Raw genomic sequence first — 14481 nt, 5'->3', positions numbered from 1 at the left:
GCACAGGTCAGCTTAGCGGCTGACCTGATGCCCGATCACCCCGCCGATAGCCGCGCCCCCCAGGGTGCCCCAGGTACTGCCCCCGGTCAGAACAGCCCCGCCTACTGCACCCACACCCGCACCAATGGCCGTATTTCTGCCACGGTGAGACATGCCACAGGCCGTGACCGAAAGCGTAATCAGTAATACCATGGCTATTGTACCGCTGCGTTTTAAAAGCATTAAAAACCTCGCCACCATCATGTTGATGGAATGCAAAAAAGTGAGTCTTATTGGTTTTTTACCCTTCTCCGGGTAACAACGGGCGTCCTTCGCAGCAGAATATAATCGTTACCCTGGAAATCCGGCAGGTAAATATTCTTATAAAAAAGCACTATTTTTCAGACCGCCTCCCCCCACTTTATGCCCTGCGGCAGCGCTAAGGTTCGCCCCCCTCTGCCAGATGCTGCAAAATCACCCCTGCTTCCGCCGGTAATCTTCGCTGTGAAACAGCTCACGCTCTGATATGAAACCGGTTGCAGAAATGGATCGCACTGATAGCATGAAATCGGTTTCACCCTCTGTTACATCACTCTCTACCCATAAAAAAAGGTCGAAATAAATGGCAGTTATCAGGGATTACAATAAGTTAGCAACTGATATACTTCACGAGGTTGGTGGCGAAAATAATATCAGTACCTTTTCACGTTGCGCCACCCGCCTGCGGCTGGTGTTAAATGAAACGCCGGAGGGCGCGAAGGCAAAAGTGCAGGGGCTGGCGGGCGTGATTGCGGTCGTGGAGAGCGGCGGCCAGTTTCAGGTGGTCATCGGTACGCACGTGGCCGATGTTTTTAATGCCCTCTCTTCGCTGATAGGTGAGCAGCACGGTGGCGGCCAGGCAAAACAGAAAACACGCTGGCTGGATGCCGTGATTGGCACCATGTCGGCGGTCTTTGCCCCGATTGTCTATATTCTGGCGGCGGCGGGGATCCTGCAGGGAATATTAATCGTCGTCGGCCTGATTGATGCGGATATTAAAACCACCGGCACCTTTGCCATCTTCAACTTTATGTCATGGACGCCCTTTGCTTTCCTGCCGGTGTTTATCGCCATTACCGCCGCCCGACACTTTAAATGTAACCCGTTTATTGCCGTGCTCTGCTGCTGCGCCCTGATCAACCCGGAGTGGACCGCGATGGCAGGCCGCATCGCCGGGGGGGAAACCATCAGCTTCCTGTTTATCCCGCTGGCAAAAACGGTCTATACCTCCTCGGTGCTGCCACCGCTGTTCCTTGTCTGGGCGCTGTCATGGCTTGAAAAGCGCGTTGAACGGCGGCTGCCCGAGGTAGTCAGCGCGCTGTTTACGCCGCTGATTTGCTTCGTGGTGATCGTCCCGCTCACGCTTATCGTCATTGGCCCCATCACCACCTGGGCCGCGATGGGCGTGGCCAGCGGTTATAACGCGCTGTTCGCCTTTGCTCCGGCCGTGGCTGCCGCCGTGATTGGTGGGGTATGGCAGATCATTGTCATTTTTGGCGTTCACTGGGGGATCACCCCGGTGATCATGGCCAACTTCGATACCCAGGGTTATGACTCCTTCCAGGCCTATCAGACCATCGCGGTGATCGGACAAATGGCTGCGGTGTTCGGGGTTTTCCTGAAAACGCGCAACAAAGCGCTCAAGGCGACCTCCCTGTCGGCAGGCGTGACCGCGATATTCGGCATTACCGAACCGGCGATATACGGGGTGACGCTGCGCTTTAAAAAACCCTTTATCTGTGGCTGTATTGGCGGGGCAATCGGCGCGGTCGTCGCCAGCCTGTTTGGCTCACTCTACTATGCCTACGCCGCCCTGCCGGGCCTGTTCACCCTGGTCAATGCCATCAGCCCGGACGCGCCGATGTCGTTTATCGGCGAACTGGCAGGCAGTGCGACGGCGATTATCCTGACTATTGTCATGGTACAGTTTGTGGGCTTTGACGATCCGCTGGCTGAAGAGACGCTAACCGAAACGACGACGTCCCCGTCCCCGGCTCCGGCCGCCGCCGTGCCAGCCCAGACCCGCAGCCTGGATCTGATGAGCCCGCTGCCGGGTACGGTGATATCACTGGAAAGCGTTGCCGACGAAACGTTCGCAGGAAAAATGCTGGGCGACGGCATCGCTATTCGCCCCAGTGAAGGCCAGGTGGTGGCACCGTGCGATGCCGTGGTCGCCACGCTGATCGACTCTCACCATGCAATTGGCTTACTCTGCGATAACGGCGCTGAGCTGCTGATCCACGTCGGGCTGAATACCGTTGCGCTGGAGGGCAGGTACTTCCACCCGCTGGTGAAAGAAGGTGACAGAGTGACGGCCGGGATGCCGCTGCTGGCATTTGATAAGGCTGAAATCGAAGCGGCGGGTTACGACCTCACCACCCCGGTGCTGGTGGTGAACAGCGATGAATTCCGGCTAAAAAAACACCAGTCGCAGGGCGCAATAGAACCGCTGATGCCGCTCATGAGCCTTTCCTGATGATCTCTCGGCAGAGCATACCCGCTCTGCCGTCTCCTGCTTAATGCTTTACGCCTCGCGTACGCCTTCTGCTCATCCCCATTTATTTTCTCTCACCCGCAGATTTACCATGAACGCGTAAAAGAAAATGATTATGATAATGATTACCATTGAACTTTAGCTGAGCCGCCCTGTCCCTCCGCGCTTCTCGCCGCCGGAGGACATGATAAAAAACGGCGATGCTGCATACCCACCTTATTGAAGGGATCTTTCTATGCCGCTCTGCTTCAGGCTTTCGTCCCCCCGTGAAAGTCGTGCCCCGCTGCGCGCTCCGGGTCGCCAGACAGCCCTGTCCGTTTCACTTCTGGCGCTGACGATCCACGCCCTGCTTACCCCGGCCCAGGCCCGCGAGGCCAAGCTGTCAGAAGATCTGGTGGTCGACGCTTCCGTGGACGACACGGCCACGGGCAATCAGCAGGACTATGCGGTGCAGACCACCCGTGCCGGCACCAAAATGCTGATGACCCCGCGCGATGTCCCGCAGTCATTAAGCGTCGTCACTGAGCAGCGGATGCTGGACCAGAATCTGCAAACCGTAGGCGAGGTGCTGGATAACACCACCGGGATCGCCACCCAACTGGTCGACAGCGAACGTTCCAGCTATTTCTCACGCGGTTTCCAGATCACCAACTACACCTTTGATGATATCCCGACGTCGGCGGCAGATAACTGGAACTACGGCGATGCCGGGGAAGACACCGCCATCTATGACCGCATCGAAGTCGTGCGCGGCGCCACCGGGCTGATGAGCGGTGCGGGCAGCCCGTCGGCGTCGGTCAATATGGTACGCAAACATGCCGACAGCAAGACGGTGACCGACAATCTGAGCGCCAGCTATGGCCGCTGGAATACCCAGCGTTACGTAGCCGACCTCTCTGCCCCGCTGAACGAAAAAGGCACCGTACGTGGCCGCGTTATCGCCGGTTACCAGGATCAGGACGGCTGGCTGGATCGCTACCATAAAAGCAAAAAGTTCCTCTACGGCGTGCTGGATGCCGATGTGACCGACAATACCACGGTGTCGCTCGGCTACGACTATCAGGAGAGCAACACCGGCAACCCGACCTGGGGCGGATTGCCGACCTGGTACAGCAACGGTTCGCGCACCCATTACAGCCGCAATCTCAATCCGTCGGCCGACTGGGCGCGTTACAGCCTCGATTCGCGTAAGGTTTTTGCCAACGTCAAACATGACTTTGATAACGGCTGGACCTTCCGCGTCAATGCCACGCACGCTGAGCAGACTTTTGCTGACAAGCTGCTGTATGTGATGGAGTTCCCCGATGCGGTGACCGGTAGCGGAGTCAGCGGCTATGGCAGTCTGGATCGCGGTAAGCGCACGCAGGAATCCATTGATACCTATGCCAGCGGTCCGTTTGAACTGCTGGGGCGTCATCATGAGTTGATGGCCGGCGTCAGCTACAGCCGCCAGCATAACCAGACCTACAGTGTGGACGGTGCGCTGGATTATGCACAGATGGGCAGTTTTGATAACAACTGGAACGGCAACGTTCAGGAGCCGGAATGGGGTAACTGGTATCTGAATGCCGATGACGTGATCCGCCAGAAATCGGCCTACACCGCCGCCCGCTTCTCGCTGGCCGACCCGCTGTCGCTGATCCTCGGCGCGCGTTATACCCAGTGGAGCACCGACGGCAGCAGCGGAACAATGGCCAAAAACCATATCACTCCCTACGGCGGGCTGGTGTACGACATCGATGACACCTGGTCGGCTTACGCCAGCTACACCTCGATCTTCCAGCCACAGACCTACCGTGGCACTGATGGAGCCTATCTGTCGCCAGTGACCGGGAAAAACTATGAAACCGGACTGAAGTCTGACTGGTTTGATGGGCATCTGACCGCCACCTTTGCGGTATTCCGTATTGAGCAGGAGAACGTGGGTCAGGAACTCAGCGGCACCTTTGTGAATGGTTCCAGCGAGCAGGCGTATGTTGCGGCTAAAGGCGCGGTGAGTAAAGGCGCGGAGTTTGAGCTGAACGGTGCCGTCACCGACAACCTGCAAATGACCTTCGGGGCAACGCGCTATGTGGCGCGAGATACCTCCGGCCGCTTCAACAGCAATATGCCGCAGACCTCATTTAAACTCTTCTCCCGCTACCGTTTACCAATGTTGCAGGACCTGACCCTCGGCGGCGGGCTTAACTGGCAGAATCGCACCTTCCAGGACGCCACTGGCCCGGATGGAGAAGTCCAGCGCGTTTACCAGGGAAGCTATCCACTGGCCAGCCTGTTTGCCCGCTATGAGGTCACGAAACAGCTGGCGGTGCAGGCGAACGTCGATAACCTGTTTGACCGCTCTTATTACTCATGGGGCAGCGATTATGTGGTTTACGGCGAACCGCGTAGCTACTCGGTCAACCTGTCGTACGCCTTCTGATAAAAAAGCCCCGGCACGATGCCGGGGCTGATCATGCAGACAGCGCGATGACTGCTGTAATCCCTTTTCTCGTTTACCAGGCCGCGCCTTATCAGCGTGGTAACAATCGATGCGCTGAATCCTTATAACCGACGTGAACACAGTGTGACAGGATGGTGTTATCCGCGCCAATGCGCCCTGTCACCGTCATTAAGGAGTGCCTGTGTCTGCTATCGAATCCCTGGCTGAAGCCACTGAATTTTATGTTAACTCCCCGGAACACTTTGCTCCGCTGCCGCGACCGTCACAGCCTGCGCATATCATAACCAGCGATGCTGAAGCGATTACTGTCGCGAAACGGCTGGCGGAACAGTTTGCACCGGGCGCTGCCCGCCGCGACCGTGATGGTATTTTACCGGTGGCCGAACTGGACGCGTTCTCTCAAAGCGGCCTGTGGGGCATCAATATCCCACGGGAATACGGTGGCGCAGGTGTTTCCTATGCAACGGTCGCGAAGGTGATTGCCATTATCTCCGCTGCGGACTCGGCGCTGGGGCAGATCCCGCAAAACCATCTGGCGGGTGTTGCCCATCTGCTGGAGGACGGTACGGAAAACCAGAAGCAGACGCTGCTGGCCGGCGTCTTGTCCGGATTACGCTGGGGCAACGCCTTCTCAGAAAAAGGCACCGCCACGGTGGCCGATTTCAAAACAACGGTGCGCCAGCATAACGGTGAACTGGTAGTGAATGGCGAGAAGTTCTACGCCACGGGCGCGTTGCTGGCGCATCTGGTGCATACCGTGGCGGTAGATGAAGAGGGTCGCGCCAATCTGGTGGTGCTGGATCGCGATGCAGCGGGCCTGACTGTGATCAACAACTGGTCGAGCTTCGGCCAGCGCACTACTGCGTCCGGCACCGTGCTGCTGGACAATGTTCATGCACCGCAGGAACGACTGATTCCCGTCTGGCAGGCATTTGAACGTCCTACTGCCGCTGGCCCGATTTCACAAATTATTCAGGCGGCGGTGGATACCGGCATCGCACGCGGCACGCTGGCCGATACGCTGGCGTTTGTGCGCGAGAAATCACGCCCGTGGATCGACAGCGGCCAGGAACGCGCCAGCGACGATCCATTCACCATTGCAGCCATCGGCGACCTGCAAATCCGTCTACACGCGGCCGAAGCGCTGCTGTGCCGCGCCGGCGAGCTGATCGACGTTGCTATCACCACACCCAGTGAAGAAACAGTGGCCGCCGCTACCGTCGCCACGGCGGAGGCCAAGGTGCTGTCGACCGAGATCGCCATTCTTGCGGGTAACAAGTTGTTTGAACTGGCCGGCACCCGCTCCACGCTGGCGGAATATCAGCTTGATCGCCACTGGCGCAATGCCCGCACGCACACGCTGCACGATCCAGTGCGCTGGAAGTATTTCCATGTCGGAAATTACTATCTGAACGGCGTTAACCCACCGCGCCATGCGTGGAGTTAATGCAGAAAAAAGCCCGCATCAGCGCTGAGGTATCCCCACAAAAATGAATGGCTGATCATTCGGTTTCAGGTCTGAGGCCAGTTTGCGCAAGCCGGATCGGCAACTGCCGCATCCATGCGGGCCTCGGCACGCGGCGTCCCTGCCGCGTGACGTCCGGCTTACCTCAAACGGGCCCCATCCCCGCAGAACGTCTGCTCGCTGTGGGTACCCACCTTGTGACAGCCTCTGCGGATTGATTTGAATCAGGATTTTGGATCTGGGTTTTGACCTGGATTTTGACGTTGAGGCGGTATTCAGCAGCGCTGAGGAAGCACAGTGAACCAGGACGAACCGCCACGACGGCGGTGAGAGGGAGAGCCGGCACAGGGATGTGCCGTCACGAACGGTGCATCGGTGAACGACGCTTGCGAAGGCATCCACGCAGTGGACGCAGCGCCTGCCGCAAAGCCCGGGTCCCCAGGGTGGGGGCGACTGCCCACCCTGGGTCGCTCAGCCCGCGCAGCGGGAAAGCGAAACGCCCTTGACGTTGACCTGAACCTGGCCATCGTGCATGCCCGCTTCACTGGCCGACCGGAAAAGAAGGTGGCTGCCAAGAATGCAGGTCTTGTTTTGTGGGGATCCCTCAGCGCATCAGCGGGCTTGATGATCAGACGGCGCGTTTCTGACGCAGGGCATTAAGATGTTGCTGTATCCCCTCCTCAAGACAAAACACGCAATTCAGATGTGAGCAGTCTTCCAGTATCTGGAACCGCAGATGAGTGTTGCCATGCTGTTTAGCAAATACCGCCATCGCCTGCGCACTGAACAACTCATCGTCGCCAGCGGCAAACCACGAGGTGGACAACGGTAGCGCCGCCAGCTGTTTTGCAGGATGACGTGGGGTCAGCGCATTCGCCATATTGACACTGTAGTGCTGCACAAAATCCAGCGCGGTAGCCTTCACTTTATCCGGGAAATTCAGCCGCACCGCCGGGTAGTTGCCCAGCAGCCAGCCACCACTCAACGCGTTGATGATAAAAGGCCACTGGCTTACCCTGGCAAAGGGCGCTGAGGTCGTGCGCTGACGTACTTCCGGGGCAAAAGGACCCAGTTCCGGGGCCAGAAAAATCAGGCTGTCAGTTCTTTGTTGCGGAAGGTGCCGCGTAAAATAGTTAATCAGCATACCCGCCCCGCTGGAGTGCCCAAGCAAATGCATCGCGGTATGTGGAAAAAGGGTTCGCATCCAGCTCACCAGCGTATCGACATCACGCCAGACCGAGGCAACGTTCGCCAACTGGCCTTTCGCCCCTGTCGATCCGCCGTGGCCGCGAATATCCACCAGACAAACTGCGATGCTTTCATCCTGTGTTATCTGCCGGGCAAGAATGTCATAGCCAGCATCCAGATGAACGCCGCCACCATGATAAACAATGATCAGATCATTTGGCGTCTGTTCTGACCGATAAAGGCGATAACGCAACCCTTCTCTTTCTAAGGTATTGACCTGCGAAGGCAGCGGTAATGTCGCAGCAAGGTGCTTTGCCTGATCGATAAAATAATCGAAATTAATCATGTTGATCACTCCCTGTGAGATGTCTCAGCTGGGATGCCATCATACGCGACACTTAAAATCATGCCTATTGCCGATGCTGCGTGTTCAAACTGGCTTCAGCCTTTGTCACACCTTTTTACGGTTATACATCGCCAGCCCCCCGCCTGTGAGAAGCAATGCAACAATCGATGTACCGATCACCGAAACAAAGCCACGGCTAAGTTCGATATCTTACTCCGGCAGACGGAAGGATTATCTCGGCTGATCGACGATCTTCGCGTACTCAGCCTGTCCGACAGCGGCCAGCTCTACCTCTACCGTGAAACGCGGCATCTTAAAAAAATACTGACGTTATCTGTCGATTCTTTTCGTGACAAGCTTAAGCAACGTGGGCTTGAGCCGGTGATTAAAGCCGAAGATATTGTCTGTTTTGTCGATGAAGTGCGCCTGCGCCATATGCTGTCTTAGCCTTTTTACGTTGAACATAAAATGTGCGAAGGACAACTTAATCAAAAGTATTCTGAGAAAAAATATGCGTACCGCTAACACAGACGTCTTTTTTTTACGATTTATCGCCTGTAACGCTGTCCCGCACCAAACAGCCTTTCGCGCAGGGTCAGCGGCTGCGCAGGTCGGGGTGCAACGCGTCCGCGGGCTTTCAGCTCCGGTATCACATAGCGGGCAAAATCCTCAAAGCTGCCGGGACTGATGGCATAGCCGATGTTAAAACCGTCCACGCCCGATGCCGCGGCAAACTGTTCCAACTGGTCGGCCACCGACTGCGGGCCGCCCACCAGCGTGGGATGCAGCCCCCCAATCCCGATATAGTGTGCCGCTTCACGCAGCGTCCACTGTCGGCCACCGTCAATACGCGTCAGGCTGGCGAGCGCCGAGCGGCAGGCATCAGTTTCGATATATTCCAGCGGGCGATCAGGATCATAGTCGGCCCAGTCCACCCCCGTCCAGGCGGAGAACAGCGCCAGCGCTGCTTCTTCACTGATGTAACGCTGAAAATCGGCATAGCGTGCCTGGGCCTGTGTGTCATCCGGCCCGGTCACCACGGTGACGGCGGCAATAAAGCGCAGAGCATCGGGATGCCGCCCCTGCTCCACCGCCAGCTGGCGAATGGTGGCAATATCATGGCGAATGGCCTCCGGCGTCAGCCCCGCCATAAAAATCACCTCGGCGTTGGCGGCGGCAAACAGGCTACCACGTGCGGAGGTACCCGCCTGAAACAGCACCGGGGTACGCTGCGGGCTGGGTTCGCTGAGATGCGCATCCGGCACCTGGTAGTAACGACCCTGGTGACGAATGGGGTGAACTTTATGCGGATGGCTGTAAATCCCGCCCTGCTTGTCACGGACGACGGCATCCTCCTCCCACGAGCCTTCCCACAGTTTGCAGGCAACATCGACAAACTCCTGCGCACGATCGTAGCGCTCGTCATGAGGGATCTGCTGAGTCAGGCCGAGATTGCGCGCGGCGGAGTCCAGCATTGAGGTGACGATATTCCACGCCACCCGCCCGTTGCTGAGATGGTCCAGGGTGGTGAATTTCCGCGCCAGCAGATAAGGATGTTCGTAAGTGGTGGAAACGGTCACGCCAAAACCCAGATGCCGGGTGGCGGCCGCCAGCGCGGAGACCAGCAGCAGCGGATCGTTGACCGGCATCTGGGCGGCACCGCGCAGCGCCGCATCCGGCTGCTGTTGATATACATCCAGCTGCCCCAGCGCATCCGCCAGGAACAGCGCATCGAACCCCACCTCGTCCAGCAGCTGCGCGATCTCCACCCAGTAGCGGATATCGGTGTAGCGTGAGGCCTGATCCTCAGGATGACGCCACAGCCCGGCAGAGATATGCCCGACCACATTCATCATAAAACCAAACAGGATCAGCGGCGGCTTCGGTGCACTCATCATGCCCCTCCGCGCTGGCGACGGTTCAGCGCTCCGGCGGCCAGCACCACGAAGATCAGCACCCCGGTCGCCACCTGCTGCCAGTAAAAGTTCCAGCCGATCAACAGTAACCCATTGGCGACAAAGCTGAGCAGGACAACGCCAAGCAAGGTGCCCGGCACGCTGGGCCGCCGCGAGCGGGAGAAGGTGCTGCCAATAAAGGCCGCGCCGATGGCATTCAACAGATAGGCAGTGCCCGACAACGACACCCAGGCTTTCACATTCGATGCCAGCATCAGTCCCACCAGACCAGCGGTAACGGCGCTGATCACAAAGGCCAGCATGATCAGCCGTTTGGTATGGATACCAGAATAGTGCGCCACGCTACTCTGGCTGCCGAAGACGTTCAGCGCCCGGCCATGACGGCTGCGCTGCAACAGCAGATGTAAACCTGTCGCCAGCAGCGCAACGACCCACAGCGGCAGCGGAATACCCAGCCAGCTGCCGTGGCTGATCGCGGAGAAGCCCGGTGGCAGCACCTGAGTCAACAGGTAGATCGGCTGACCGCCGTTCGATGCCAGCTGCTGCACGCTCTGACCAATAAACAGCGTGCCCAGCGTGGCCAGAAAGGGTTCCACCCCGAGTACCGCAATCAGAAATGCGTTAAACAATCCCACACAAAGTGCCGCCAGCAACGCCGCACCGATCGCCAGCGGCAGCCCGACCTGATGCAGCACCAGGGTCACCAGCACCAGGCAGGAAAAATCGATCGCGGTGCCGACGGAGAGATCCACCGCCCCCATCGAAGCCACCACCGTCATCGCCAGGGCGACAATCGCCAGCGGTGCAACATTATTCAGCAGCACACTTTCGATATTACTCAGGGTAAAGAAGCCGGGTGCCGTCAGGCTGAACAACAGCAATAACAGGGCAAAGGCCAGCAGCATCAACAGGCTGAGCAGGTTGCCGCCTGCTCTTGCCGCCACAGGACCTACAGTTAACTCAGACACGGACTTTTCTCCTTTGCTGGCGCTGGCGCAGCAGTGCGGTCAGTGAGACCACCGAGAGGATCAGCACCCCTTCCACACCGTTAATCCAGTAGCTGGACACATTAATTAACTGGAAACCGTTGGCAATCAGGCTGAGAAACAGCACGCTGACCAGGGTTCCAGCCACGGTCGGCACCAGACGCCGTGAAAACACCACGCCCAGCAGCACGGCGGCAATCACCATCAGCAGGTTATCGCCCGCCCCCGGCGAACTGCCGCTGAGCACGGTCACTGAACCGAAAGCGGCTAATGCCGACGCTACGCCACACAGCACATAGCTGGCAGCGATATAGCGCCACACGACCAGGCCATTTGCTCGCGCCGCCAGGGGATGGCTGCCCACTGCCTGTAAGCGCAGCCCGAAGCGGGTGCTGTGTGTCAACAGAATTGCCAGCAGCGCCAGCAGGGCAAAGGCCCAGGCCAGCCAGGGCAACGTCAGCGGACCTGCCGCCAGCAGAGCATCAAACAGCGGCCCACTCACCGGAATGGTGGAGTTCTGCGTCAGCACCATCTCCAGCCCGATGGCGATATTCATGGTGGTCAGCGTTGCCAGTAGCGGCAGAATACGCAGCCACACTACCGCCAGCGCATTCAGCGAGCCGAGGGCGGTACCGCTTAACAGCGCCAGGCCCAGCGCCACTGCCAGGGAATGGCCTGCCGCCAGCTGCGTGGCAAAAACCGCCGCACTCAGCCCCATATTAGCCGCCACCGACAGATCAATCCCCCCGGTCAGAGAATGGCTGCCGCCGCCGGTCAAAACCAGCGTCAGACCAAAGGCCAGCGTTCCGGTCACCGCGGCCTGTTGCAGCACGTTACCCAGATTCCCGAGGGTGAGAAATATCGGTGACAGCACGGCAAACACGGCCAGCACCGCAATAATGATCAGCAGAGCACCGCCCTGCAGCCACTGCGTGGCCTGCCCGGATACCGGCGCCGCAGAGGCAGGCGGGGTCAGCACGGCGTCTTGTGATGTGAGTTCTGTCATGCGGCAGCTCCTTTCGTCAGGTCCTGTGCTGCACCCGAAGCCCAGGCGAGGATGTCATGATGGTCGGCGGAAGCAGTGTCCAACGTTTTGACCAGTTGCCCGCGTGCCAGCACCAGAATACGGTCACACAAGGACTGCAGCTCCAGCAGGTCCGTTGAGAAGACGATCACCAGTGCCCCCTGCGCAACCAGCTGTTGCAGCGCCTGATAGATCTCGGTTTTTGCGCCAATATCGACCCCGACCGTCGGTTCATCAAGCAGGTAGAGCTGTGCATCGGTGTTCAGCCATTTCGCCAGCACCACCTTCTGCTGGTTGCCCCCGGAGAGCGACCGCAGCGGTGCCTCCGCACCCGGCGTGCGGATACCGAGTTGCTGAATATTGCCCGCGACCAGCGCCCTCTCGCGCCCGCGATCGATAAACAGCCGCCGGACCAGGCTTTTCAGTGAAGTCAGCGCAATATTCTCCCGCACGCTGAGATCAGGTGCGATGCCGTTGGCGCGGCGATCTTCCGGTACAAACGCAATGCCCTGCTGCACCGCCTGATGGGGTGAACGTGGCAACAGGGGCCGATCGTTCAGGGTGATGCTGCCGCTCAGGCCACTCTCCAGCCCAAACAGTGAGCGCACCAGCGCTTTACCGCCGGACCCCAGCAGCCCGGTGACGCCGATAATCTCGCCGCGTTGCGCACTGAAGCTGACATCACTGAAACGCCCCGGAGCCGACAGATTGTCCACGCGCAGTAGCGTCTGTTCACGACGCGTTGACGTCGGCCGGGACTGGGTTTGCAGCGCATCGCCGAGCATATCGTGGATCAGCTGCGGGCCGGTGACCTGGCTGACCTGATGCAGTGCCACGTTTTGCCCGTCACGTAATACGCTGACCTGCTGGCACAGTTCGGTGATTTCATTGAGGTAGTGTGAAACGTACAGCACCGCCAGCCCCTGGCCGCGCAGCGTGCGGATAGCGCGAAACAGTGCGTCCACTTCATGGCGGGCCAGCGCCGCCGTGGGTTCGTCAAACACCAGTACGCGCGGCGAGTGCCGCAGCGCACGGGTGATCTGCACAATTTGTTGTTCTGCCACGCTGAGGTCGGCAATCAGGCTGTCCGGATTGATCTCCAACGCAAAATGCTGGCGGATCGCCCGGCGCGCAATCTGGCGCAGGCGACGACGATTCAGCAGACGCACGCCGGGATAAACCGGCTCCTCGCCCAGCAGCAGCGTTTCCGCCACCGTCAGGCTGGGGGCCAGCAGGCGCTCCTGATGCACAATCTCAATGCCCAGCGTCTGCGCCCTGCCCGGCGAATCAATGCGCACCGGCTGACCGTCGAAGCGGATCTCTCCACCATCGGCGGGTTGCAGCCCGCCGAGGATCTTGATGAGCGTCGATTTTCCTGCCCCGTTATGGCCAATCAGGCCGTGAATCTCCCCCGGCGCGAGGCTGAGAGACACCCCGCGCAGGGCCGGTACGCCGTCAAAGGCTTTATTAATCTGATGCAGCGCTAACAGCGGCGGTTTATTTGGCATCGCTCTGACCCAGCGTTTTCTGCACCTCGGCGGCGTTCTCTTTGGTCACCACCAGCGAAGGCACATAGGTTGCTGGCGGCAGGTTACGGTCGCCCGCCAGATAACGTGCGGCGTTTTGTACGGCGGTTTTACCAATCAGATAAGGCTGCTGGGCCACCACCGCCGCTGCGCTGGATTTTGGGTCTTTCACCAGCGACACCACATCCGGGCTGCCGTCGACGGCATAGGTTTTAATCTCACTGCGCCCGGCGGCATCCACCGCCTGCGTGGCACCAATCTGTGGTACATCCCAGGCGGCCCAGATCGCCTGTACCGAGCCTTTCGGATATTTATTTAACAGCTGGCTGATTTGTGAATAAGCATCCTGCACGGTATTCGGGATCACATCGCGCAATTCCGGTTCAATGATTTTAATTTTCGGATACCATTTCAGTACCGCTTTTAACTGGTCGTAACGCATTGCCACCACCGGCACGCCATAAAACCCGTTAAATACCAGGATATTTCCTTCGCCGCGCAGATCGTTAACCAGTTTCAGCGCCAGCTGTTCACCAATATAAAAATTATCTGAGGTGGTGACGTTAATACTGGAGGGGCTGGCGGTGTCCACGGTAAACAGCGGAATACCCGCGGCGCGGATTTTTTTCAGCCAAGGTTCGAGGACCGATGCGGTACCGAGGGTTTCAATAATGGCATCCGGCTTCTGGGCAATAAGCGTTTGAATCTGAGAGATTTGCTGCGCCTCTTTACGCCCGCCATCCAGCGCGATTGGCGTGCCGCCCAGGCGTTTCACTTCATCAATCTGACCCTGATAGGCCTTCAGATCCCAGTAGTGATCGGTGCCCGCCACGGTAATGCCAATGCGTTTCCCTTTTAATGACGGCACATCGGCATCATTATTTTCTGCCTGTGCCGGCAAGGCCATGAATATCGCCGAAGCGACCAGCGCGGCCAGTGAGGCTTTAATCAGTGAGACGATTTTTGTTTTATTATTCTTAGCCATTTTTATGGTATTCCTGTCAGATGAATGAATGCCAAAGTAGCACAGTCATCTGACAGGAATAATGCCGATTTCAACTAAGGATCCGGCAAC

At 58.4% G+C, this 14481-nt stretch carries 11 protein-coding genes; 4 read left to right on the top strand and 7 right to left on the bottom strand.

Annotation, left to right across the window (positions count from 1 at the left end; genetic code table 11):
* Positions 1–12: 12 nt before the first annotated feature.
* Positions 13–222, bottom strand: coding sequence for a glycine zipper 2TM domain-containing protein (locus IFU29_RS01545; protein WP_062743284.1), 210 nt, complete (start codon positions 220–222; stop codon positions 13–15).
* 379 nt (positions 223–601) lie between these two features.
* Here IFU29_RS01545 and IFU29_RS01540 point away from each other — a divergent pair, with 379 nt between their 5' ends.
* The 3 genes from IFU29_RS01540 to IFU29_RS01530 all read left to right on the top strand — a co-directional run bounded on the left by IFU29_RS01540 (position 602) and on the right by IFU29_RS01530 (position 6402).
* A complete protein-coding gene (locus IFU29_RS01540; RefSeq protein WP_191932359.1) occupies positions 602–2494 on the top strand; it encodes a beta-glucoside-specific PTS transporter subunit IIABC in 1893 nt (630 codons plus the stop codon).
* Positions 2495–2747: 253 nt separating this feature from the next.
* Positions 2748–4934, top strand: a complete 2187-nt coding sequence (fhuE, locus tag IFU29_RS01535; protein WP_191932358.1) for a ferric-rhodotorulic acid/ferric-coprogen receptor FhuE — start codon at positions 2748–2750, stop codon at positions 4932–4934.
* A gap of 211 nt (positions 4935–5145) precedes the next feature.
* Complete coding sequence (locus IFU29_RS01530; RefSeq protein ID WP_423244808.1) at positions 5146–6402, top strand: SfnB family sulfur acquisition oxidoreductase; 1257 nt, start codon at positions 5146–5148, stop codon at positions 6400–6402.
* 646 nt (positions 6403–7048) lie between these two features.
* Here IFU29_RS01530 and IFU29_RS01525 read toward each other — a convergent pair.
* Positions 7049–7954 (bottom strand): alpha/beta fold hydrolase, encoded by a 906-nt coding sequence (locus IFU29_RS01525; RefSeq protein ID WP_191932356.1) that lies wholly within the window; start codon positions 7952–7954, stop codon positions 7049–7051.
* Between the two features lie 102 nt (positions 7955–8056).
* On the opposite strand from IFU29_RS01525, the gene IFU29_RS01520 reads away from it, so the two are divergent.
* Entirely contained in the window at positions 8057–8401 is a 345-nt protein-coding gene (locus IFU29_RS01520) for a hypothetical protein (protein ID WP_191932355.1), read from the top strand.
* A 101-nt stretch (positions 8402–8502) separates the two neighbouring features.
* Here the strand turns inward: IFU29_RS01520 and IFU29_RS01515 are convergent, their stop codons facing one another.
* Genes IFU29_RS01515 through IFU29_RS01495 form a run of 5 tightly spaced genes read right to left on the bottom strand, consistent with a single transcriptional unit; the run spans position 8503 to position 14391 of the window.
* Positions 8503–9852, bottom strand: a complete 1350-nt coding sequence (locus tag IFU29_RS01515) for an LLM class flavin-dependent oxidoreductase (protein ID WP_244633604.1) — start codon at positions 9850–9852, stop codon at positions 8503–8505.
* Positions 9849–10838 (bottom strand): ABC transporter permease, encoded by a 990-nt coding sequence (locus IFU29_RS01510; RefSeq protein WP_342214436.1) that lies wholly within the window; start codon positions 10836–10838, stop codon positions 9849–9851. The genes IFU29_RS01515 and IFU29_RS01510 overlap by 4 nt, the downstream gene beginning before the upstream one ends.
* Positions 10831–11862 carry an ABC transporter permease gene (locus tag IFU29_RS01505; RefSeq protein ID WP_191932354.1) on the bottom strand — a complete coding sequence of 344 codons (1032 nt, stop codon included), beginning with the start codon at positions 11860–11862 and terminating at the stop codon, positions 10831–10833. Before IFU29_RS01505 ends, IFU29_RS01510 begins: the two co-directional genes overlap by 8 nt.
* Positions 11859–13388, bottom strand: a complete 1530-nt coding sequence (locus IFU29_RS01500) for a sugar ABC transporter ATP-binding protein (protein WP_191932353.1) — start codon at positions 13386–13388, stop codon at positions 11859–11861. The genes IFU29_RS01505 and IFU29_RS01500 overlap by 4 nt, the downstream gene beginning before the upstream one ends.
* Entirely contained in the window at positions 13378–14391 is a 1014-nt protein-coding gene (locus IFU29_RS01495) for a sugar ABC transporter substrate-binding protein (protein WP_191932352.1), read from the bottom strand. The genes IFU29_RS01500 and IFU29_RS01495 overlap by 11 nt, the downstream gene beginning before the upstream one ends.
* Between the last annotated feature and the right edge of the window lie 90 nt (positions 14392–14481).

The organism is Erwinia persicina, from assembly GCF_014838825.1.
GTDB lineage: Bacteria > Pseudomonadota > Gammaproteobacteria > Enterobacterales > Enterobacteriaceae > Erwinia > Erwinia persicina_A.
The sequence above is the reverse complement of the archived record's forward strand: the minus strand, read 5'-3'. Positions and strand labels throughout refer to the sequence as shown.